The following is a 15,362-nucleotide window of genomic DNA, read 5'->3' on the forward strand; positions in this document are numbered from 1 at the left end:
GCGTCACGACTTTGCCGGGGCCCTGCCTGGCCCACCAGCGAGCGTGGCGTCGGCCGGGGCGAAGAGGTTTGCGGCGATCGCGCGGTGGATGGCGGGTAGCAGGAGGTCTTCGCGGAGGTAGATGGCGCCGGGGTGGTCGGGCGTAGTGGGTTGGCCGCGGGTGTTGCGCGGTCCGTGGCAGCCGTAGTAGATGCGGTCCTCGCGTCGGGTGCCGCTCATGCGGCGTCCGCATTGCTGGTGGCGCGCCCTCCCCAACGACCGCAACGTCGCAGCGGAGACGCGGTGCACATTGTCGAGCACGACGGTGACGCTCAGCCCTTCGTCGCAGAACAGGGCAGAGAGCAGCGTGAGTAATTCCAGACCGCTTGCCGCCGGCAGCGTCGCGCGCCGGACGTCAACCCGACTAGGAATCGAGCGACCAGCTCGCGGGCCAGGGACGACGTCAACGCCGGGCCGGTTAGTTCCCCGACGTCGAAGTACGCGGCGCGGTTGGGGAAGGGTGAAGCATCGCCGCGTAAGAGGCCCAGGCGGTCTTACTCGCCCCCGACACCCCCACCACCAGCCGCACTTTGTCCGGCGCTTGCAGGTCTAGCTCGATGTTCTGCCGTCGATAGTCCACGGGGGTTGCGGAAAGTCCTGGAGCTGCACGACGACTTGCTCAAGAAACTCACGCACCTGGGCCTGCGTTACCGCGTGGCCGCCGTCCCAGAGGGCTAGGTACTGGGCGAGCTCGGCGAGCTTGAGCGCTAGGGTCTCCGGTCTCAGGCTCGGGAAGGGAATCGACCCCCGCCTGCGCGACACACGCCCGTATCGCAGCGGCAAGGTTGGGTCATGGCGCTGGCAGTTGTAACCCGGCGTGCGTGTCGGGACCGCCGGGCCACAGGACGGCGACATCCGCCGGCCACATCGGCTGCGCCAGCCGGGCCTGCAATTCGGGCCCAGGTTGGATGTTGCTGACGACAACGAACCAGGCTGCACCCGGTCGCCGACCCTCGGCGTGCTCCTGGCGTAGGGCAGCAAAGCGCGGTAGCACCCCGTTCAGGTCGCTGAACCAAAGTGGACGCTCGCGCGTCTTTACCTGCACATACACCCGGGACGCGGCACGGATAAGCTCAACATCCTCATCGTGCTCCACTACGAGTGTGTCGGTGCCGGTCAACTCCATCGCTAACATGCACGCCACTGCGTACAGGTGCTGGTAGCTGAAGCCACGGTGGGTCGCCCTCGATCCGCGTCAACTGTGCGGAGTGCCGGACCAATTCCTGTGGCCTTTGGCGGGTGCTCCATGGCAACCAGCCTGGCTAGTCAGTTGCCGAGGGAGTAGGAGCCTCTGCCGATCGGGGGCGCGCGGGCGCGATCTTCACCGCTGGCAGGCATCGCCACTTCGGACCTGCACCGGCCCAGGGGTGATCGGTTTCCGTAGGGTAGGCGGTCGTCGAGTCGCCGGCGGGCGAGGTGGGGGCTTTCGGCCACGAGACCACCTCCGATGATCTGTCGAACCAGGTTTGTGTCGGCAAGGCTGAGTTGGGCGACGTGGACGTCGATCTTGGTGGATGGCGGCGTGGTACGGGCCGTACGTCATCACTTCGAAATTTCGGCGGCTGGGTTGGCCTGCGGCGGCGGTCGGTTGCCGCTGGTGCTGCCAGAAGGGCTTACCTTGTAGTGACACGGATGGCGCGTCGAGCGCGGACCATCTGGATGATCTCGCCGTTGGTCTGGCAGTGGCAGGCGCGCCGTGCCCGGCGGCCGTCCGTCATGGCGGAGCCAGGTCCGAAGAGGGTGTCGTACTCCAGCTGCCGGATCGCGAAACGGCGATTACGACACCGCGTGATCGTCGGCGTATTTCGTATCCGCGAGTTTGACACCACCTTGCCGAGCAGTCGTGAGCGTGACCGGCGATCAGCTCCTCTTCGGTTCGTTGACGACGTCGATACCATCGGTGTCGAACGCGGGACGTATGCACCTCCTGCCCGTCACCTCCGGAGGTGCCCACGGTGGCCGTACCCATCGTCCCGGTTGTGACCGTCATCGCGACCAGCGCTGCCGGAACCGCTGGCCTGCTTGCAGGAGCTGCCGGCGGCATAGATTTTCGACGAGCTCACGCCCGGAAACGTGAACATGAGGCACTTCACGCAGGTCGCTACGCCGAGCATCTCGCCGAAGTCGAACGTGCGAACGCGGCGCTGCATACACTCGGCCATACGCTGCGACGGGCCAAGCATGACGTCCGTGACAGGATCGGCGACTTCCTCGCTCGGGTCAACGTCCCCGCCCGCTCGGACGGCTATCCGATCGTTGACGGCGTCACCTTCACCAACGAGCATGCTCTCGCGGCAGCGAACCGTGACGTCGATGTGAGCCCCTGGGTCTGCGGTGCCGCCAGCGCCGCCGCAGCCGGTACCGCAACACCGATGGTCCTGCGCGCCGCCGCGCAGCAGTGGGGAACGGCCAGCACGGGCGCACCGATCATCGGCCTGCACGGTGCCGCACGTCAGGCGGCAACCGATGCACTCTTCGGAGGCGGTAGCCGGGCCTCCGGCGGCTACGGCCGTGCCGTCGGCGCCAAGATGCTGAAAGCCTCCGCGATCGGCCCGGGACTCTTCGTGGTCGGCATTACGCTGATGACCCAAGGGATCAGGCAGCTCGAGGCTGCCGATGATCTCCGGCAAGTCGTCGAGCTCAAGATCAAGAAACTGAACCGGCGCGACGAAGTCCTACGCGGCGTACAAGGCTGGGCGCAGGAAAAACACGACACCATCACCCGTGCGATCGACGACGCCACAGACGCCCTCGACATCCTGGAATCCGAACCGTACGACGAAAGCGTGCACTTCCCGCGTTTCCAGGAAGCGCTGATGTTGACCACAACGGTGCGGCTCCTCGTCGAGATAGCCATTGCCGAGTCGGACACCATCGTCGGCGATGACACCGATGAGCTCGCCTTCACTTACCGTGACGACAAGGAGACACCGGATGCCTGAACAGAACCGTCTTGGCGCGGCCCGCCGCCCAGCAAAGACCGTCACCGTCACCGCTGCCCCGGCCGAGAAACTCAGCGCAGCCGAAGCAGTCACCGCGCTCACCCAGCTCGTAAACGCGGTCGCCGACGTCATCAAAGTCCGCCAAATCGAACGAACGAACCGGGAAAGAATCCAAGCCGACCGCGACGAAGAAGGCGCGCGCGTCGAAGCAACGACCACGATCATGCGTGACTTCTTCGACCGGTTCTACAGCGAACGCCGCGACGTGTACTCCCACCTGTTCGACAACCTCGACCACGCACGTGCCGCCGGCGACATCCAAGCGATGCAAACCGCGGTCACCGGCATCGTCGAGTTCTCCCGCACCTCCCCGTTCGCGATGATCGGCGACGGCAGCACGCTGCGAACCATGATGAGCGACGGCACCGTATTCGAGGTATGAGCTCTTGGACCATCGGGCCGAGCGCGCACCGCACTCGACCCCGCACAGGCGGGCTTCGCCGTGGCCTGGCCCTCGACGTCACTCGGTCGTGAAATGGAACCGGCCACGAAGAAACCGCCACTGGCGTGAAACCCGGGCCGCCATCACGCTGACAATCCCTGACCGAAATCCATCTCTCGCCATCTTCTAACCGCCAGAGATAGCGAGAACCTACAACCGCGCGGCGGCGGCAGTGGAGCAGTGGTGCGACCCACCCTGGCGCAACCGTCTCCCGCCGCTCTTGTTATGTTCTCCAGACCAGAATTCCGCGCAACCAACCCCATTCACGCCTGCGCATCTCACTGCGAACTGGCCTCCGGCACGCAATCGCCTCCTCATGACTTTGACGAGAAACGCTAGGCCGATCCTCCCAGGCAATCGTTGTGTATTGACAGAAATAGCGAGAGGGTCTAGCTTACATCTACCGCGTGATCTTTCCTTGCTGGTGTGCGATAACATATGCAGATGCTCCCCATCAAGGTACTTCCCACAGTCTTGCGCTTTATCGATGACATCGACGCCACGGTCGCCGGAAGATTGATGCGAAAGAAGCCGTGGGATGAGGTCTCTCTTACAAGCCTGCTTTGCGATCTCCTAGATGACGAAACTTCTGACGACTATAAGCGGTCATATTCTTTGAAGGAATTTCAGGCAGACCTGGAACTCGCCATGCCGCTCGCTAAGTTTGATTGCAGTCTTAGGACTCACGAATATCCCACAAGCCTTGAGCGTTGGGTAACCCAGTCGGACGTCGGAATGATATTAACCTACATCGATCACTTCCTGCCTTACCGATCTTGGACGATTCCTTGGCTTCTCCAGGCAAAGCGCGTTTACCCAAACAAACGTACGGGCCTCTTTGACGAATCTTCCGCGTTTAAAGCCAAGAATCCAGATCAGCACAATCGGATGGCTGCCTTGAACAAGAGGCTGGGGTACGGGGCGGTCAAGTATCTCCTTTACTGCCCCCGTCCGCAGGTTCTTGATCAACTCACGGCGGTGAAGTTGGCTCATTTGAGGGACGTTGCCTTGAGCGATCAGATCTTCGATTACGCTCCCGGCCTCGCGCTTCATCAGGATATGGCGAGCGGTGGCGATACGCTCGCGGCCGGAGTCTTCGTTGCGAATCTCGAGTCTGTACCCGCGACACTCCGAGCGACCCACGAGAGCATATTCCACAGCACAATACCGCTATCATGGTTCTTGACGTTCCAATTCGCCAACGGAAATCAGTACCGTGAAGGTTGGCGTCCACTGGAACTACTTGGTGTAGACACCCATGCCATTGACGACGACTCTGCTATCGAATTCGCTGGGCGGCTCGCCTCGGGTGATGTTGAGGCTGTAAGGGAGATTGCGGTAATGACTGGACGCCAGGGGGAGGTTGACCCAATCCCGATACTTCCAGCGCACACGCTTCGCATCAGCATGGCGGTTGGAGACCAAGCCGACCCTGAGCGCCGTGTTATTGGTGGGTAGCTAATCTACTCGTGCTTTGTCCCCGCCAACATCGCCAAGAGTGTGTGCATGTATCGGTCGCTGTCATTAGCGCCCTTGGGCATCATCAACGCGGCTTGTCGTTACCTGTGCTGATCTTGAATCTCCTTCTTGAAGGACCAGCGCCTGATAGACGTAGGAACAGTGGCGGCACCTGCCGAACGGAGGTCAACTTTGGCGATCTCAATGTCCTGGTGTGGGGTTATTCCGATGATGGAGATGTGCTCGATTTGAACATTGTATATTCCCTCGCCTCCATCTCTGTCGTTCATTTCCGCCGAAACGGTTCCAGACACGAGACCAATCGGATCGGAGTACTCCCCCACCCCGGTTCGACCAGCTTGAATTCAAACGACGCGGACAGCGACGAGGCATGAGGATTATCGGTCAAGAAACGAAAAACCTTGAAGTCCTCGCAGCCGCCAACTTGGAAGCTTCCGTACTCACCGACAACGTCCCACAGGGCCTGCTTGGTGTAGTCCTGGAAGACGTCGATAGAGTATGTTTCTAGTGCTTCAGGCTTACCAGCCTCGAAGTGGTTAAGGAGATCTTCGACTTTGTGAAAAGCGGTGATGGCGCACTCCGCATCCTCGGCCTCTCGTAACAGATTCGGGGCGAGAGCCTTGGACTTATCGTAGAAGGCTGCATCTTCGGTGACAAAGTAGACTTCGTTGAATGCTGCTGCCCTGACGACCAATCGCCAGAGGAGCGAATCCTTGTATTGTTGGCTGACGCGAGAGTTGGGAGACTCCATCGCGAGGACCATCTTTCCTGCTCTAACGTGGTCCTCGTCGCTTGCTTTGATTTCGACGGCTAGGTCGTCGAGTTCATCGAGTCGGCCCTGAAACGCCTTACGGACGTCATCCGCGCTGACACGTGAAACGTCGATGGCCTCGCCTAGGATTTGGCGAATTTCGCCGAGCCCTTGACTGACCTTCTTGTGCGCAACTTCGTATTTTCGACCAGATGAAGTTGGACTTCGTGTCGAACAATATCTGGCAACAGGAGAGTTAAATTGTTGCGGCGAAGCGCAAACAGCAGGGACGCAGCAAGACCGTGCCGCAGCATCGGCATGCGATCCCATTGATTTGTGTCCAGTATGACGACAGCGTCGGCGTAGATCTCCACGGGAACCATCTAAGCGAAACCTCCGCCTTTCCGCCAGGTAGCTGAGCAACCCGCGTCTGCAAAGGCCGTGGGCCACAAGCGGTACCCGCGCTCGCGACAACCTGCGCCATTGCGGGGTCCTACGGTCGCTGCCAAGATCATGCACTCGCGTGCGATCCCGCGCTCCGGGCGCCCGACTGGTCACGAGTGAGCGGATGTCGGGCGACAGCGCTGGCGGCCACGACGACCTTGCGAGGAGTATCGGGCGCATCGCTGCCCACGCTGCGGCCTCCGTTGAGGCTCAGGCTGTCATCGACGTGTTCGTGGTGTCGACCGTTGCTGGCGTAAGCCGGATCAGTGGTTCCACTCCCGCATTCTCGACGGGGTCGGTGAGTCGATCAAGGCACACCCACCTAGCCACGATCCGCGCGGCAGCCAGCGGGCTGGGGATCGCCGGCACGTTGCCGTCCGTGGGCAGGCGTGCCGGTACGGACCGTGGGTGATCCGTGGGTGATCGATGGTTCTGGCACTGGGCGTCAGGACGCGGCATGACATAGCATTCTGGCATGGCGCTGCGCCGTACAGGGCAGCAAAAGCAGCACCGACCGGTGCTGCTTGGTATCAGGCGAAAGTGCCCAGTTTATTCTCTTAATCCGCTGGTTCATCGCGCTGCCGCCGCCTGCGAACCGCGGTGATGGCCACATCGGGCCCCTGAACAGGGAAAACGCGGTTCTTATCCTGCCATGTATGGTCCAATGGTTGTCACAATAAGAACCACCCTCGGCGTTTGAGCGTGGCCGTGCCCGTCGGAGGCAAAGGCGGCCGCAGCTTTGCCTCCGGCCAACGGGCTACCTTGCGGTTCGTCGCGGCGCGTGGTTCTCGCCGTTGGCAGGAAAGGTTGGTCAGGCAGCAGCGCACTCTACTGCAGGCTGGCGCTGGAGACGGCCCGAGCAGCAGCCCCGCCGACTTGGGTCAAGCCCGTCGCTGATGGGCCCGCAGACGAACGTTGACACGGTCAGCGTCACTCCATACGGGAGCAAGCTCATCGGGGGGCAGTTGACGTAAGACGGTTATCGGGCAAGATGCCATAGTGAGCGACTGTCCACTTGTACCGAGACCGTCGTGCCAGGGTCCGCGCGGGCGGTCTTCCGCTCTACCGGTTGGCTTGGCTCGTCCCCAGGTAATTGTTGGCTGCACACTCGGACGGCATGGCCGTCACGGCCCGATGCGCGCACGCCAGCCAGAGCCGAGACTGGCCGACTCGCCAGGACGGCTGGGAGTCGGCCAAGCGTCGTCGCGAGCTCCTAACGCACCGTAAGAGTCCCTATGTGCTGGCGTACGCCTACCGCTTGTGCTTCAGGAGGTCGGTCGGGCTCGCAGCGTTACGGCGAGCAGCGCACACCTTTCCGCCGGCCGGACTTGAACCTGTACGAACTGCCGGCAAGATCGGCCGTCCCCAGCAGCGCAGGACGAGCTTGCCGACAAGCACCGCAGCGACCTCGCGAGCGTGGCCATCTACATGGCCGCTCGGCTCGGCGTCTTATCACCGAAACCTGTACCGCCGTCCGCCCCGGCCCCGTGGGTGGCGCATCAACCAGAACTGAGCCAGCACCGGCAGGGCGAAGCTCAGCTCTCGCAGAGCCGCGTATGCGCACTCGGGTCCCAGCCACCATCCGGCGGCGGCCAACGCCAGCAGCACCGCGCCAGCGGTCCAAACGAACGCATCTACCGGATGGGGGAGCCTTCGCATGGTCATCCTCCAACTTGGAGCGACCCGCTCGCGCGCAGCCGAACATGGCGGGCGATGTCGATTCACCACTTCAAAGTGTTGGCATCTTGACAGACAGCAGGCTGGCTGGTGGGCCGGTCTTAGGTTGGTCCCGGTGTGGCTGAAAGGGGGCCGCGGATGTCTGGGGCCGAGCAGTTGATAGCCGCGCTGACCCGTCGTATCCGTGCGTTTGAGCTGGGTGAGCGGGGCGCGGTTCTCGATCGGATGGCATTAGTCGAGGTCGACGCCTTGTTCGAGCACGTTACGGATGCTGAAGACGGTGTTCCGTTCGACGCGGTGCGCGTGGTGGCGTGGCTCTACTGGTATCGCTATCAGGCGCAGCCTGACGAGAACAGCGACTTGGAGGCGGCTCTCAGGCTATTTTCTCCTATGGCTGATGTGGACCCTCGGACGGTGCCCGTGGTGGTGCGGCAGTACCTGGCCAGTGTTGCTGATCGTAGCTCGGACCTGGAGCAACGGGCTCGGACGGCCGTTGACCAGCTGCAGCGGGCCATGAACAGTGACGACATCGAGGCATTGAATCAGTCCATCGCGCTGTTGGCTGACACCGTAACCGTCTCACCGGCCGATTCGGACGGCCGCGCCGCGTTGCTGTCGATGCTGGGTGTCGCGTTGCGAGTTCGGTTCGAACGCACTGGGGCCGAGGCGGACATTGACAGGGCGGTGCGGGTCGGCCGGGAGGCGGCTGCAGCCACAAGCAGCGGTCACACTGACCGACGGGGCTACCCGTCGAACCTTGGCGGCACACTGCAGACTCGGTTCGGACACAGTGCGGACCTTGCGGACCTCGACGAGGCGACACGGGTCAGCCAGGAGGCAACTGCCACCATCCCTGACGAGCACCCCGACCGCGCTGCCATGTTGACCAACCTCGGCCTCGCATTGAGGACCCGGTTTGCGCGAATCGGGGACGTCGTGGATCTCGACGAGGCGATACGGGTCGGGCAGCGGGCGATGGCTGCGATGCCCGATGACCAGCCCGACCGCCCGGCGATGCTGTTGAACCTAGGCGGCTCCCTGGATATGCGGTTCGAATGCACCGGTGCCATCGTCGACCTTGATGAGGCGATCAGGCTTTGCCGCGAGGCTGTGGCCGCCATGCCGGGCATCCACCCGGACCGCGGTACGCACCTGTCAAGCTTGGGCACCGCGCTGCAGAGGCGATTCGCTCGTACCGGAGCCGACGCGGACCTCGACGAGGCGATACGGGTCGGCCGGCAGGCAGTCGCTGCGACCTCTGCCGGCCGTCCGCGTCGCGCCGCGCATCTGTCCAACCTCGCAATCGCGCTGCGGAGCCGGTTCACGCGGACCGGCGCCGACGCCGATCTCGATGAGGCGATACGGGTCGGCCGCGAGGCGTTAGCCGTCACGCCCGACGACCACCCGCCCGGCGAACCACCTGCTCCGCTGCGTCCGCCGCCCGAGCCCGCTCCGATGGACCTCGACGTCCGCCTCCCGGCTTACGTACTGCGATGTCGTGCTCGCACAACCAGCGCAGGACAGTGCCGACTGCCACGCTGTACTCAACGGCGATCGTCTTCGCTGATAGCTTCTCAAGCTCGTACAAGCGCTTGAGAGTCGGCTTATTGGGAATAGGGTGCACCGTGTAGGCACTCTACGCGATACCTCTGACGATGCCAGGATCGTTCAGAGCGGATCATGATCTACATGCTTCGCCCGTTATACGGGTGCGCCGGGGAGCCGGACGCCCCTACCTCGACGCGGTTCGACCGGGATCGCGTCCTACGTGGCCATCCGGCCCGATCGACTTTGCCGTACGACGCCAGCCGGCGCATTCCCCTGAGGACGAAGGCGGCCCCTTTGGGTATTGGGCAGAGGGTTACGTCGAAATAGTTAGCCCGAGGAGAGGACGCCTCGGTGTAGCACAGTTGGGTGGTCCCAGTGCAGGGTGGCCGTGCACGGTGCGGTGTCGGTGCGGTGCACCGACACCACGATGGTTTTCGCCTGGCGTGGGGCCGCGCCAGGCGGGTCGAGTCGGCTTGCGGCGGCGCGGACCTCTCCCGATCGCATCAGCCGGCCATCAATGGTCATTTGCCACTCGAAGACGGCGTCGGCGCAGCCATCCGGCCGGACGAGGCTGAACTCGCCATCCACGTCGCGAAACTGCAGTACCCGCTGCCTGCTCGGGGAGGTGAAGGTGGTGCTGGCTCGGCCGCCAGGGCCGACCTGCCACCGGTAGCCGGCGATGTAGATGATGCAGTCTCCAGCGCCTTGGCCAATTAGACCGCCGCCGGTGGGGCCACAGGCCTGGATGACTTTGGGGCGGTCTCCCGAGTGGTAGACGGGAGTATTCCGTGCCGCGAACGCCATGAACAGCACGAACAACGCCGCTACCGTCACCACGCAGAGGCGCACCCGGTGCCGGTGCCACTCTGATTGGTGCGCATCCGCCTTCTTCTGGCGTTCTGTCCCTAGGGCGCGCGCGACGGACAGCTGACTTGCCCCGCCGGCCAGAGACTCCTGCAGGAGTAGGTGCCGGAACTGGTAGCGCGCACCCGACTGGCGCAGCACTCCCCTGCGGTGAGCGTCGTCGAGGAAGCTAGCCATGTGGAACGGCAACCGGCCGGTAACGCGCAGCCAGACCCGGGCAACAAGGAACGAGCCCCAGGCGTGGTCGAGTGTGGTGGCCAGGGCGTAGGCCACCCCGAATACACCGACGACGAGTCCTGCGTACACGAATCCTAGGCCCAGCAAAGCCGCCAGCAGCAGGCCGAGCGCGACGCCGAAGGCGCTGCCGTCCCGTAGGCCTCGGCGTATTGCGCGTTTTCGCTCTGCAGACAGGGCCGACTGGGGGGTCGTCTCCTCCGTCGCGTGGATGCCCTGCGGCGGCCCGCCCGTCATAGCCATCATCACAGCAGCGACGAGACCCGAGCCGGCGGCTATGCTCAGCCCGGCAGCGGGTCCGGCAACGGACACGAACAGCAGCGCCGTCACCAGGACCACCAGGAAAACCGGCGAAGCAATCAAAACGTTACGGATGGGTCGGGCCAGCTCCCACCAACCCACGTCCTGCACGCCGTGCTCCTGCATGTGCCGGGCGAGGAACGTCAACCACCGCTGGGACTGCTCTGGGCGGTAGTCAACGCCAGTGGCCCGCAGCCGGTCAGGCGTGACGCGTTGCGCCCGGGCCGCGTAGACCGCAGGGACGAAGGACGCCACCAGCCGAGCCTCCACAGCGCGGCGTTCGGCGGTCTGCGCATCGTCAAGCAGGTCGTCATCCAGGTGCCCGGGGTCGTCCGGGATGTGCTGCACCCCGTCCGCTGTGGCGTCATCAGAGGTGAGCGACTGGGTGCGTACGTCCGTAGTGTCTGTGGTGGCCACCTGCCTTTCCAGCGGCATAAGCAGATCGGTGGGATCTGCCGTAGACGGGACCTGGTAGGTGCTGCGGGCCAGTGCCACCATCAGCGGGGTGGACAGCGCCTGCGCCAGTGGCCCATCCGGATGTGCCCGCAGGTGGGCGAACACCGGCTCCCACCGAGGGTCCGGCGTAGGCTGGGATAGGTAGGTGATGGCGTCCTCGACATCTACCGGCTCCAACTCAACCACTGCCGCTAGGGACAGCACGCGGCTGCGGCGTACGGCTTGCTCGTACTCGCCGGTGCGGCAGGTAACAACCAGCGGCCGTTCAGCCGAAGCGAACTGGTCGAGGTAGTCCATTGCCCGAGCGATGGCATCAGCTGGCAGCTCGTCGAGGCCATCGAGAATCGGCAGGATCCTGCGGTGTTCCACCAGACGTTGTGCTAGGGCCGGCGGGTCGCCGTAGGGGGCCAGCACGTCACTGTAGACCTCGGCCAGCTGGCGGGATACGAAGTCGTCCACCCGCTCAGTGGTGTTCCATGCGTTGATTGGCAGAAGCACCGGCAACGGCTCATCGGCGGCGGGACGGCGGATCAGGCTGAGGGTAAGCAACACCGCGAACACGGTCTTGCCTGCACCGGGCGCGCCGAGGACCATCAGCTGTCGGTGTGGCAGTCTTCGGAAAGCCTCCACGATCTCCTGATTCAGCGCATCGGTCTTCCCGCGCAGCGGCAACTGACGCCATGTACCCCCAAGCGGGTCATTGAGCACCACCTGGCGGCTGGCGGCCTGCTGCCCTGTCGACGACCAGCGAATTCGCACCGGCGTGGGCCGGGTAACCCCCGCCGCGCCGCCTCCTCGGCCCAATCTCCCTCAATCCGGACCGCGAGATCCGCGACCGCCTGCTCGACCTGGTCATCGCTGGCAACGGCCCACTGCGAACTCCGAGTGGCCTTTTCTAGGGTCACCCCGACGGCAACGACAGCGACGGGCAGCGCTAAGACATTCGACCAGCTCGCCCAGCGCTGAAACTCCTCGGAGTTACCGAAGATATCGGCGGCGAGCGCATTCACCAGTACCCAGCCGCAGACCCCGTACGCGATCAGGACCCGCCCGTTCCGCCGTACCCAGCCTCGCCACCGTTTCCTCACGACATTCATCATGGCTGACACGACCACAGCGCTACAAACGCCACCTACCATTGAAATCCCTGCGTCAGCCGGGGTGCCGCCGACCCGCGGAAACTCGGTGCCGCCAAGGTCAGAACCGTCACGTTCTGCTGGAGCGCAACCGGTCGAGCCGGGTTCCCACTCGCGGCGTACGGGTCGGTCGTTGATCGTGGCTTCAAACGTGGGTGCGTCGTCAAACAGTTAGAGTCGCCGGCCTTGGACCAACGCCAGGAACGCTAGGCGGCCCGAGCGGCGATGTTGTCTGGCCAGATCAGCAAGATCCGCTGCGCTCCAGCCTGCGGGAAAGCAGCGCGTCGTGCAGCCGGCGGGCATTTCCCCGACGGCGACACGCCGGCACACCATCATCTCAGTGAGCGCGAATGTCATCCCAAACCGCGGGATCGACGAGAACAGCTGGTGAACGCGACATCTTCACCGACTACGTCGTCAAGATCGCTAGTCTGGCGACGACAGCAGCATGACCACCGGCAGCCACCCCAATGCCCGGCATGGCCAGATACGCCGACAACCGTCGATCTACCTGTTCAGGTCCAAGTAGGTGATCACACCCTACTGGCTACGTCCCCATTCGACGTCACACGATCACCACAGGATTTCCCGACCACGCCGCTCCCGGACGCCGCGAAACGCCGCAGTCTGCGGGTGGCGGGTTGTTGACCGCAAGCGCGGTCAACTGCGGAACGCCGTAGGCTTCGAGTTGCCCACGCAGGGCCAGAACGATGACCACGAACGAGGCGACCGTCAGGTAGCTGCCCAAGGGAATCGGCGTGGCGACCCGCGGCTGCCGCAGCCGGTTGGGCGGTGAGGGCGAGGGTGTGTCCGAGCAGGACGACGCCGGCGGCTAGGAGACTCCTGAATAATGCGCGTGGCGGTTCACGAGGCTTGATCGGGTTTGGTCGATAGTTGGTGGGTGCAGGGTAGATCCGATCCGGGCCGTGAGTTGTTGGACACGGCGGCGCTGGTCGGGCATCTGGTGCCGGCGGGCAGTGTGTACGCGTTCCTGGCTGAGCACCGCGGTGTGGTGTTCCCGGACGGGTTGTTCGCGGATCTGTTCCCGTCCGGCAAGGGTCGCCCGTCGGTGCCGGGTGAGGTGATCGCCTCGGTGTTGGTGTTGCAGACGCTGGAGGATCGCTCCGATGGCGAGGCGATGACCGCGTTGCGTTGTGATCTGCGGTGGAAGGTGGCGTGTGGGTTGCCGATCGACCACGCGGGGTTCCACCCGACCACATTGACGGTGTGGCGTAACCGGCTGCGAGCCTCGGACCGCCCGGACCGGATCTTCGAGGCGGTCCGCCACGTGGTCGCCGAAACCGGGGTGCTGTCGGGCAAGACCCGCCGGGCGTTGGACTCGGTGGTGCTCGATGACGCGGTGGCGACGCAGGACACGGTGACTCAGCTGATCGCCGCGGTGCGCCGGGTCCGTCGGCTGGTGCCGGCCGCGGCAGGGGTGATCGCGGATCGCTGTCATGCGCACGACTGGGACGATCCGGGCAAGCCACGAATCGCCTGGGACGACAAGCCCGCCCGAGACGCGCTGGTGTCCGCGTTGGTCAACGACGCGAACCTGATCGTGGCCGAGCTGGCCGGGGCGAAGCTCGACGAGCCGGCCGCCCAAGCGGTGGCCTTGTTGGCGTTGGTGGCCGGCCAGGACGTCGAACCCGCCGACGGCTCCGATGGCACCGACGGCCGGTGGCGGATCGCCCGCCGGGTCGCCGAGGACCGGGTCATCTCCACCGTCGACACGGCCGCCCGGCACGCGCACAAGACCGTGCACCACCGCCAAGACGGCTTCAAAGCCCACCTCGCGATCGAGCCGGACACCGGACTGTTCACCGCCGGCGAGCTCACCATGGCCAGTGGCCAGGACAACCACGAAGCCGTCGTCGGGCTGCACCTGCTGGACAACGACCCCGTCGATCCGGCACCCGACGGGTTCGAAGTGCTAGGCGATTCGGCCTACGGCACCGGCGATGCCCGCGCCGCGCTCGCTGACGCCGGGCACACCGCTGTCATCAAACCCGGCCCGCTCACCCCAGCCGTCGCCGGCGGGTTCACCCTGGACGACTTCACCATCGACGAGCAAGCTGGCACCGCCACCTGCCCCAACGGCGTCACCCGACGCATCACGCCCAGCCGCACCGTCACCTTCGGCGCCGCCTGCCGCGACTGCCCACTACGGCAACGCTGCACCACCTCAAAGACCGGCCGAGGCCTGGCCATACACGAACACGACGCGCTGCTGCGCGCAGCCCGCCAAGATTGGGTCGACCATCCACACCGACGTGACACCTACCGCCGGCACCGGCCCATGGTCGAACGCTCCATCGCCTGGCTGATCGGGCCGAAAGGCCGCTGCCGCAAGCTGCGCTACCGCGGCGTGAACGCCAACGACTGGTGGCTCCACACCCGAATGGCCGCCCTCAACCTCCGCCGCCTCCTCAACCTCGGCCTGCAACGCGACCCAGCAGGCTGGGTCATCACCTGACCACCACCCCCGGGTGCCCTCACCCCACCAACCGGGGAAGGCGAACTCGTTGTCCAGCCACACACCGTGACCCAACCCGCCACATGACGGCCCCTTGAGAAGCCTTCCCCATCCCAATCACAACCAGCCCAACCTCAAGAACCAGGATTGTTCAGGGGGCTCCTAGGGCCGTTGAGGTGTTGGCGCAGTCGGCGCCGTAGATTCCCCGACTCACCAACGTAGATGACATCGTCGCCAGCCAGGACCACGTGTACCCCGCCGGCGGCGGGAGCACCGGTCACATCATCGGCGGTGAACGGCACGGAGGGGGAGAAGTCGGAGAGCGTCGAGTCAGCCACATCGGCAGGCTGCCACGAGTGTCGTGCGGATGGGTCCGTCGCGGTTGTCTGAAACCCGTCTCAGGTTCGCTCGACGAGCTTCATGAGGCGAGCCCGGTGGGCGGAGCCGTCCCGTCGCCTGACCAGCCGCCGTATCTGCGGAGGTGTCAGCCGCCTGGTTAGGGCGGCAGCCGCGA

General features: G+C 64.5%; 10 protein-coding genes and 1 pseudogene. 5 read left to right on the plus strand and 6 right to left on the minus strand.

What is annotated here, in order from left to right:
* Positions 1-3 precede the first annotated feature (3 nt).
* Together Pflav_RS00230 and Pflav_RS00235 are read right to left on the minus strand one after the other, a co-directional pair.
* A complete protein-coding gene (locus Pflav_RS00230) occupies positions 4-219 on the minus strand; it encodes a hypothetical protein (RefSeq protein WP_173032732.1) in 216 nt (71 codons plus the stop codon).
* A gap of 610 nt (positions 220-829) precedes the next feature.
* Positions 830-1,213, minus strand: a pseudogene (locus Pflav_RS00235) (dsDNA nuclease domain-containing protein); the annotation flags it as partial.
* 781 nt (positions 1,214-1,994) lie between these two features.
* Here Pflav_RS00235 and Pflav_RS00240 point away from each other — a divergent pair.
* From Pflav_RS00240 to Pflav_RS00250, 3 genes are all read left to right on the plus strand, one after another.
* Entirely contained in the window at positions 1,995-2,981 is a 987-nt protein-coding gene (locus tag Pflav_RS00240) for a hypothetical protein (protein ID WP_173032734.1), read from the plus strand.
* Complete coding sequence (locus Pflav_RS00245) at positions 2,974-3,423, plus strand: hypothetical protein (RefSeq protein WP_173032736.1); 450 nt, start codon at positions 2,974-2,976, stop codon at positions 3,421-3,423. The genes Pflav_RS00240 and Pflav_RS00245 overlap by 8 nt, the downstream gene beginning before the upstream one ends.
* A 504-nt stretch (positions 3,424-3,927) precedes the next feature.
* A complete protein-coding gene (locus Pflav_RS00250; RefSeq protein ID WP_173032738.1) occupies positions 3,928-4,941 on the plus strand; it encodes a hypothetical protein in 1,014 nt (337 codons plus the stop codon).
* Between the two features lie 286 nt (positions 4,942-5,227).
* Here Pflav_RS00250 and Pflav_RS00255 read toward each other — a convergent pair whose 3' ends face one another.
* Both Pflav_RS00255 and Pflav_RS00260 read right to left on the minus strand, forming a co-directional pair.
* Positions 5,228-5,725, minus strand: coding sequence for a hypothetical protein (locus Pflav_RS00255; protein WP_173032740.1), 498 nt, complete (start codon positions 5,723-5,725; stop codon positions 5,228-5,230).
* A 131-nt stretch (positions 5,726-5,856) separates the two neighbouring features.
* The gene (locus Pflav_RS00260; RefSeq protein ID WP_173032742.1) at positions 5,857-6,087 is read right to left on the minus strand and encodes a hypothetical protein; all 231 of its coding nucleotides are present in this window, start codon (positions 6,085-6,087) and stop codon (positions 5,857-5,859) included.
* Between the two features lie 1,885 nt (positions 6,088-7,972).
* Here Pflav_RS00260 and Pflav_RS00265 point away from each other — a divergent pair.
* Complete coding sequence (locus tag Pflav_RS00265; RefSeq protein WP_173032744.1) at positions 7,973-9,430, plus strand: tetratricopeptide repeat protein; 1,458 nt, start codon at positions 7,973-7,975, stop codon at positions 9,428-9,430.
* Between the two features lie 279 nt (positions 9,431-9,709).
* Here Pflav_RS00265 and Pflav_RS00270 read toward each other — a convergent pair whose 3' ends face one another.
* Both Pflav_RS00270 and Pflav_RS00275 read right to left on the minus strand, forming a co-directional pair.
* The gene (locus tag Pflav_RS00270; protein WP_173032746.1) at positions 9,710-11,995 is read right to left on the minus strand and encodes an NACHT domain-containing protein; all 2,286 of its coding nucleotides are present in this window, start codon (positions 11,993-11,995) and stop codon (positions 9,710-9,712) included.
* A 942-nt stretch (positions 11,996-12,937) separates the two neighbouring features.
* Positions 12,938-13,120, minus strand: a complete 183-nt coding sequence (locus tag Pflav_RS00275) for a hypothetical protein (protein ID WP_173032748.1) — start codon at positions 13,118-13,120, stop codon at positions 12,938-12,940.
* A 153-nt stretch (positions 13,121-13,273) separates the two neighbouring features.
* On the opposite strand from Pflav_RS00275, the gene Pflav_RS00280 reads away from it, so the two are divergent.
* Positions 13,274-14,848 carry an IS1182 family transposase gene (locus Pflav_RS00280; RefSeq protein WP_173032750.1) on the plus strand — a complete coding sequence of 525 codons (1,575 nt, stop codon included), beginning with the start codon at positions 13,274-13,276 and terminating at the stop codon, positions 14,846-14,848.
* Positions 14,849-15,362 lie beyond the last annotated feature (514 nt).

Source organism: Phytohabitans flavus, from assembly GCF_011764545.1.
Classification (GTDB): domain Bacteria; phylum Actinomycetota; class Actinomycetes; order Mycobacteriales; family Micromonosporaceae; genus Phytohabitans; species Phytohabitans flavus.

What these genes read in the sequence shown, in the direction of transcription:
- Pflav_RS00230 (WP_173032732.1), bottom strand. Translation starts at nt 219, where the DNA reads ATGAGCGGCACCCGACGCGAGGACCGCATCTACTACGGCTGCCACGGA.
- Pflav_RS00245 (WP_173032736.1), top strand. Translation starts at nt 2,974, where the DNA reads ATGCCTGAACAGAACCGTCTTGGCGCGGCCCGCCGCCCAGCAAAGACC.
- Pflav_RS00250 (WP_173032738.1), top strand. Translation starts at nt 3,928, where the DNA reads ATGCTCCCCATCAAGGTACTTCCCACAGTCTTGCGCTTTATCGATGAC.
- Pflav_RS00255 (WP_173032740.1), bottom strand. Translation starts at nt 5,725, where the DNA reads ATGGTCCTCGCGATGGAGTCTCCCAACTCTCGCGTCAGCCAACAATAC.
- Pflav_RS00265 (WP_173032744.1), top strand. Translation starts at nt 7,973, where the DNA reads ATGTCTGGGGCCGAGCAGTTGATAGCCGCGCTGACCCGTCGTATCCGT.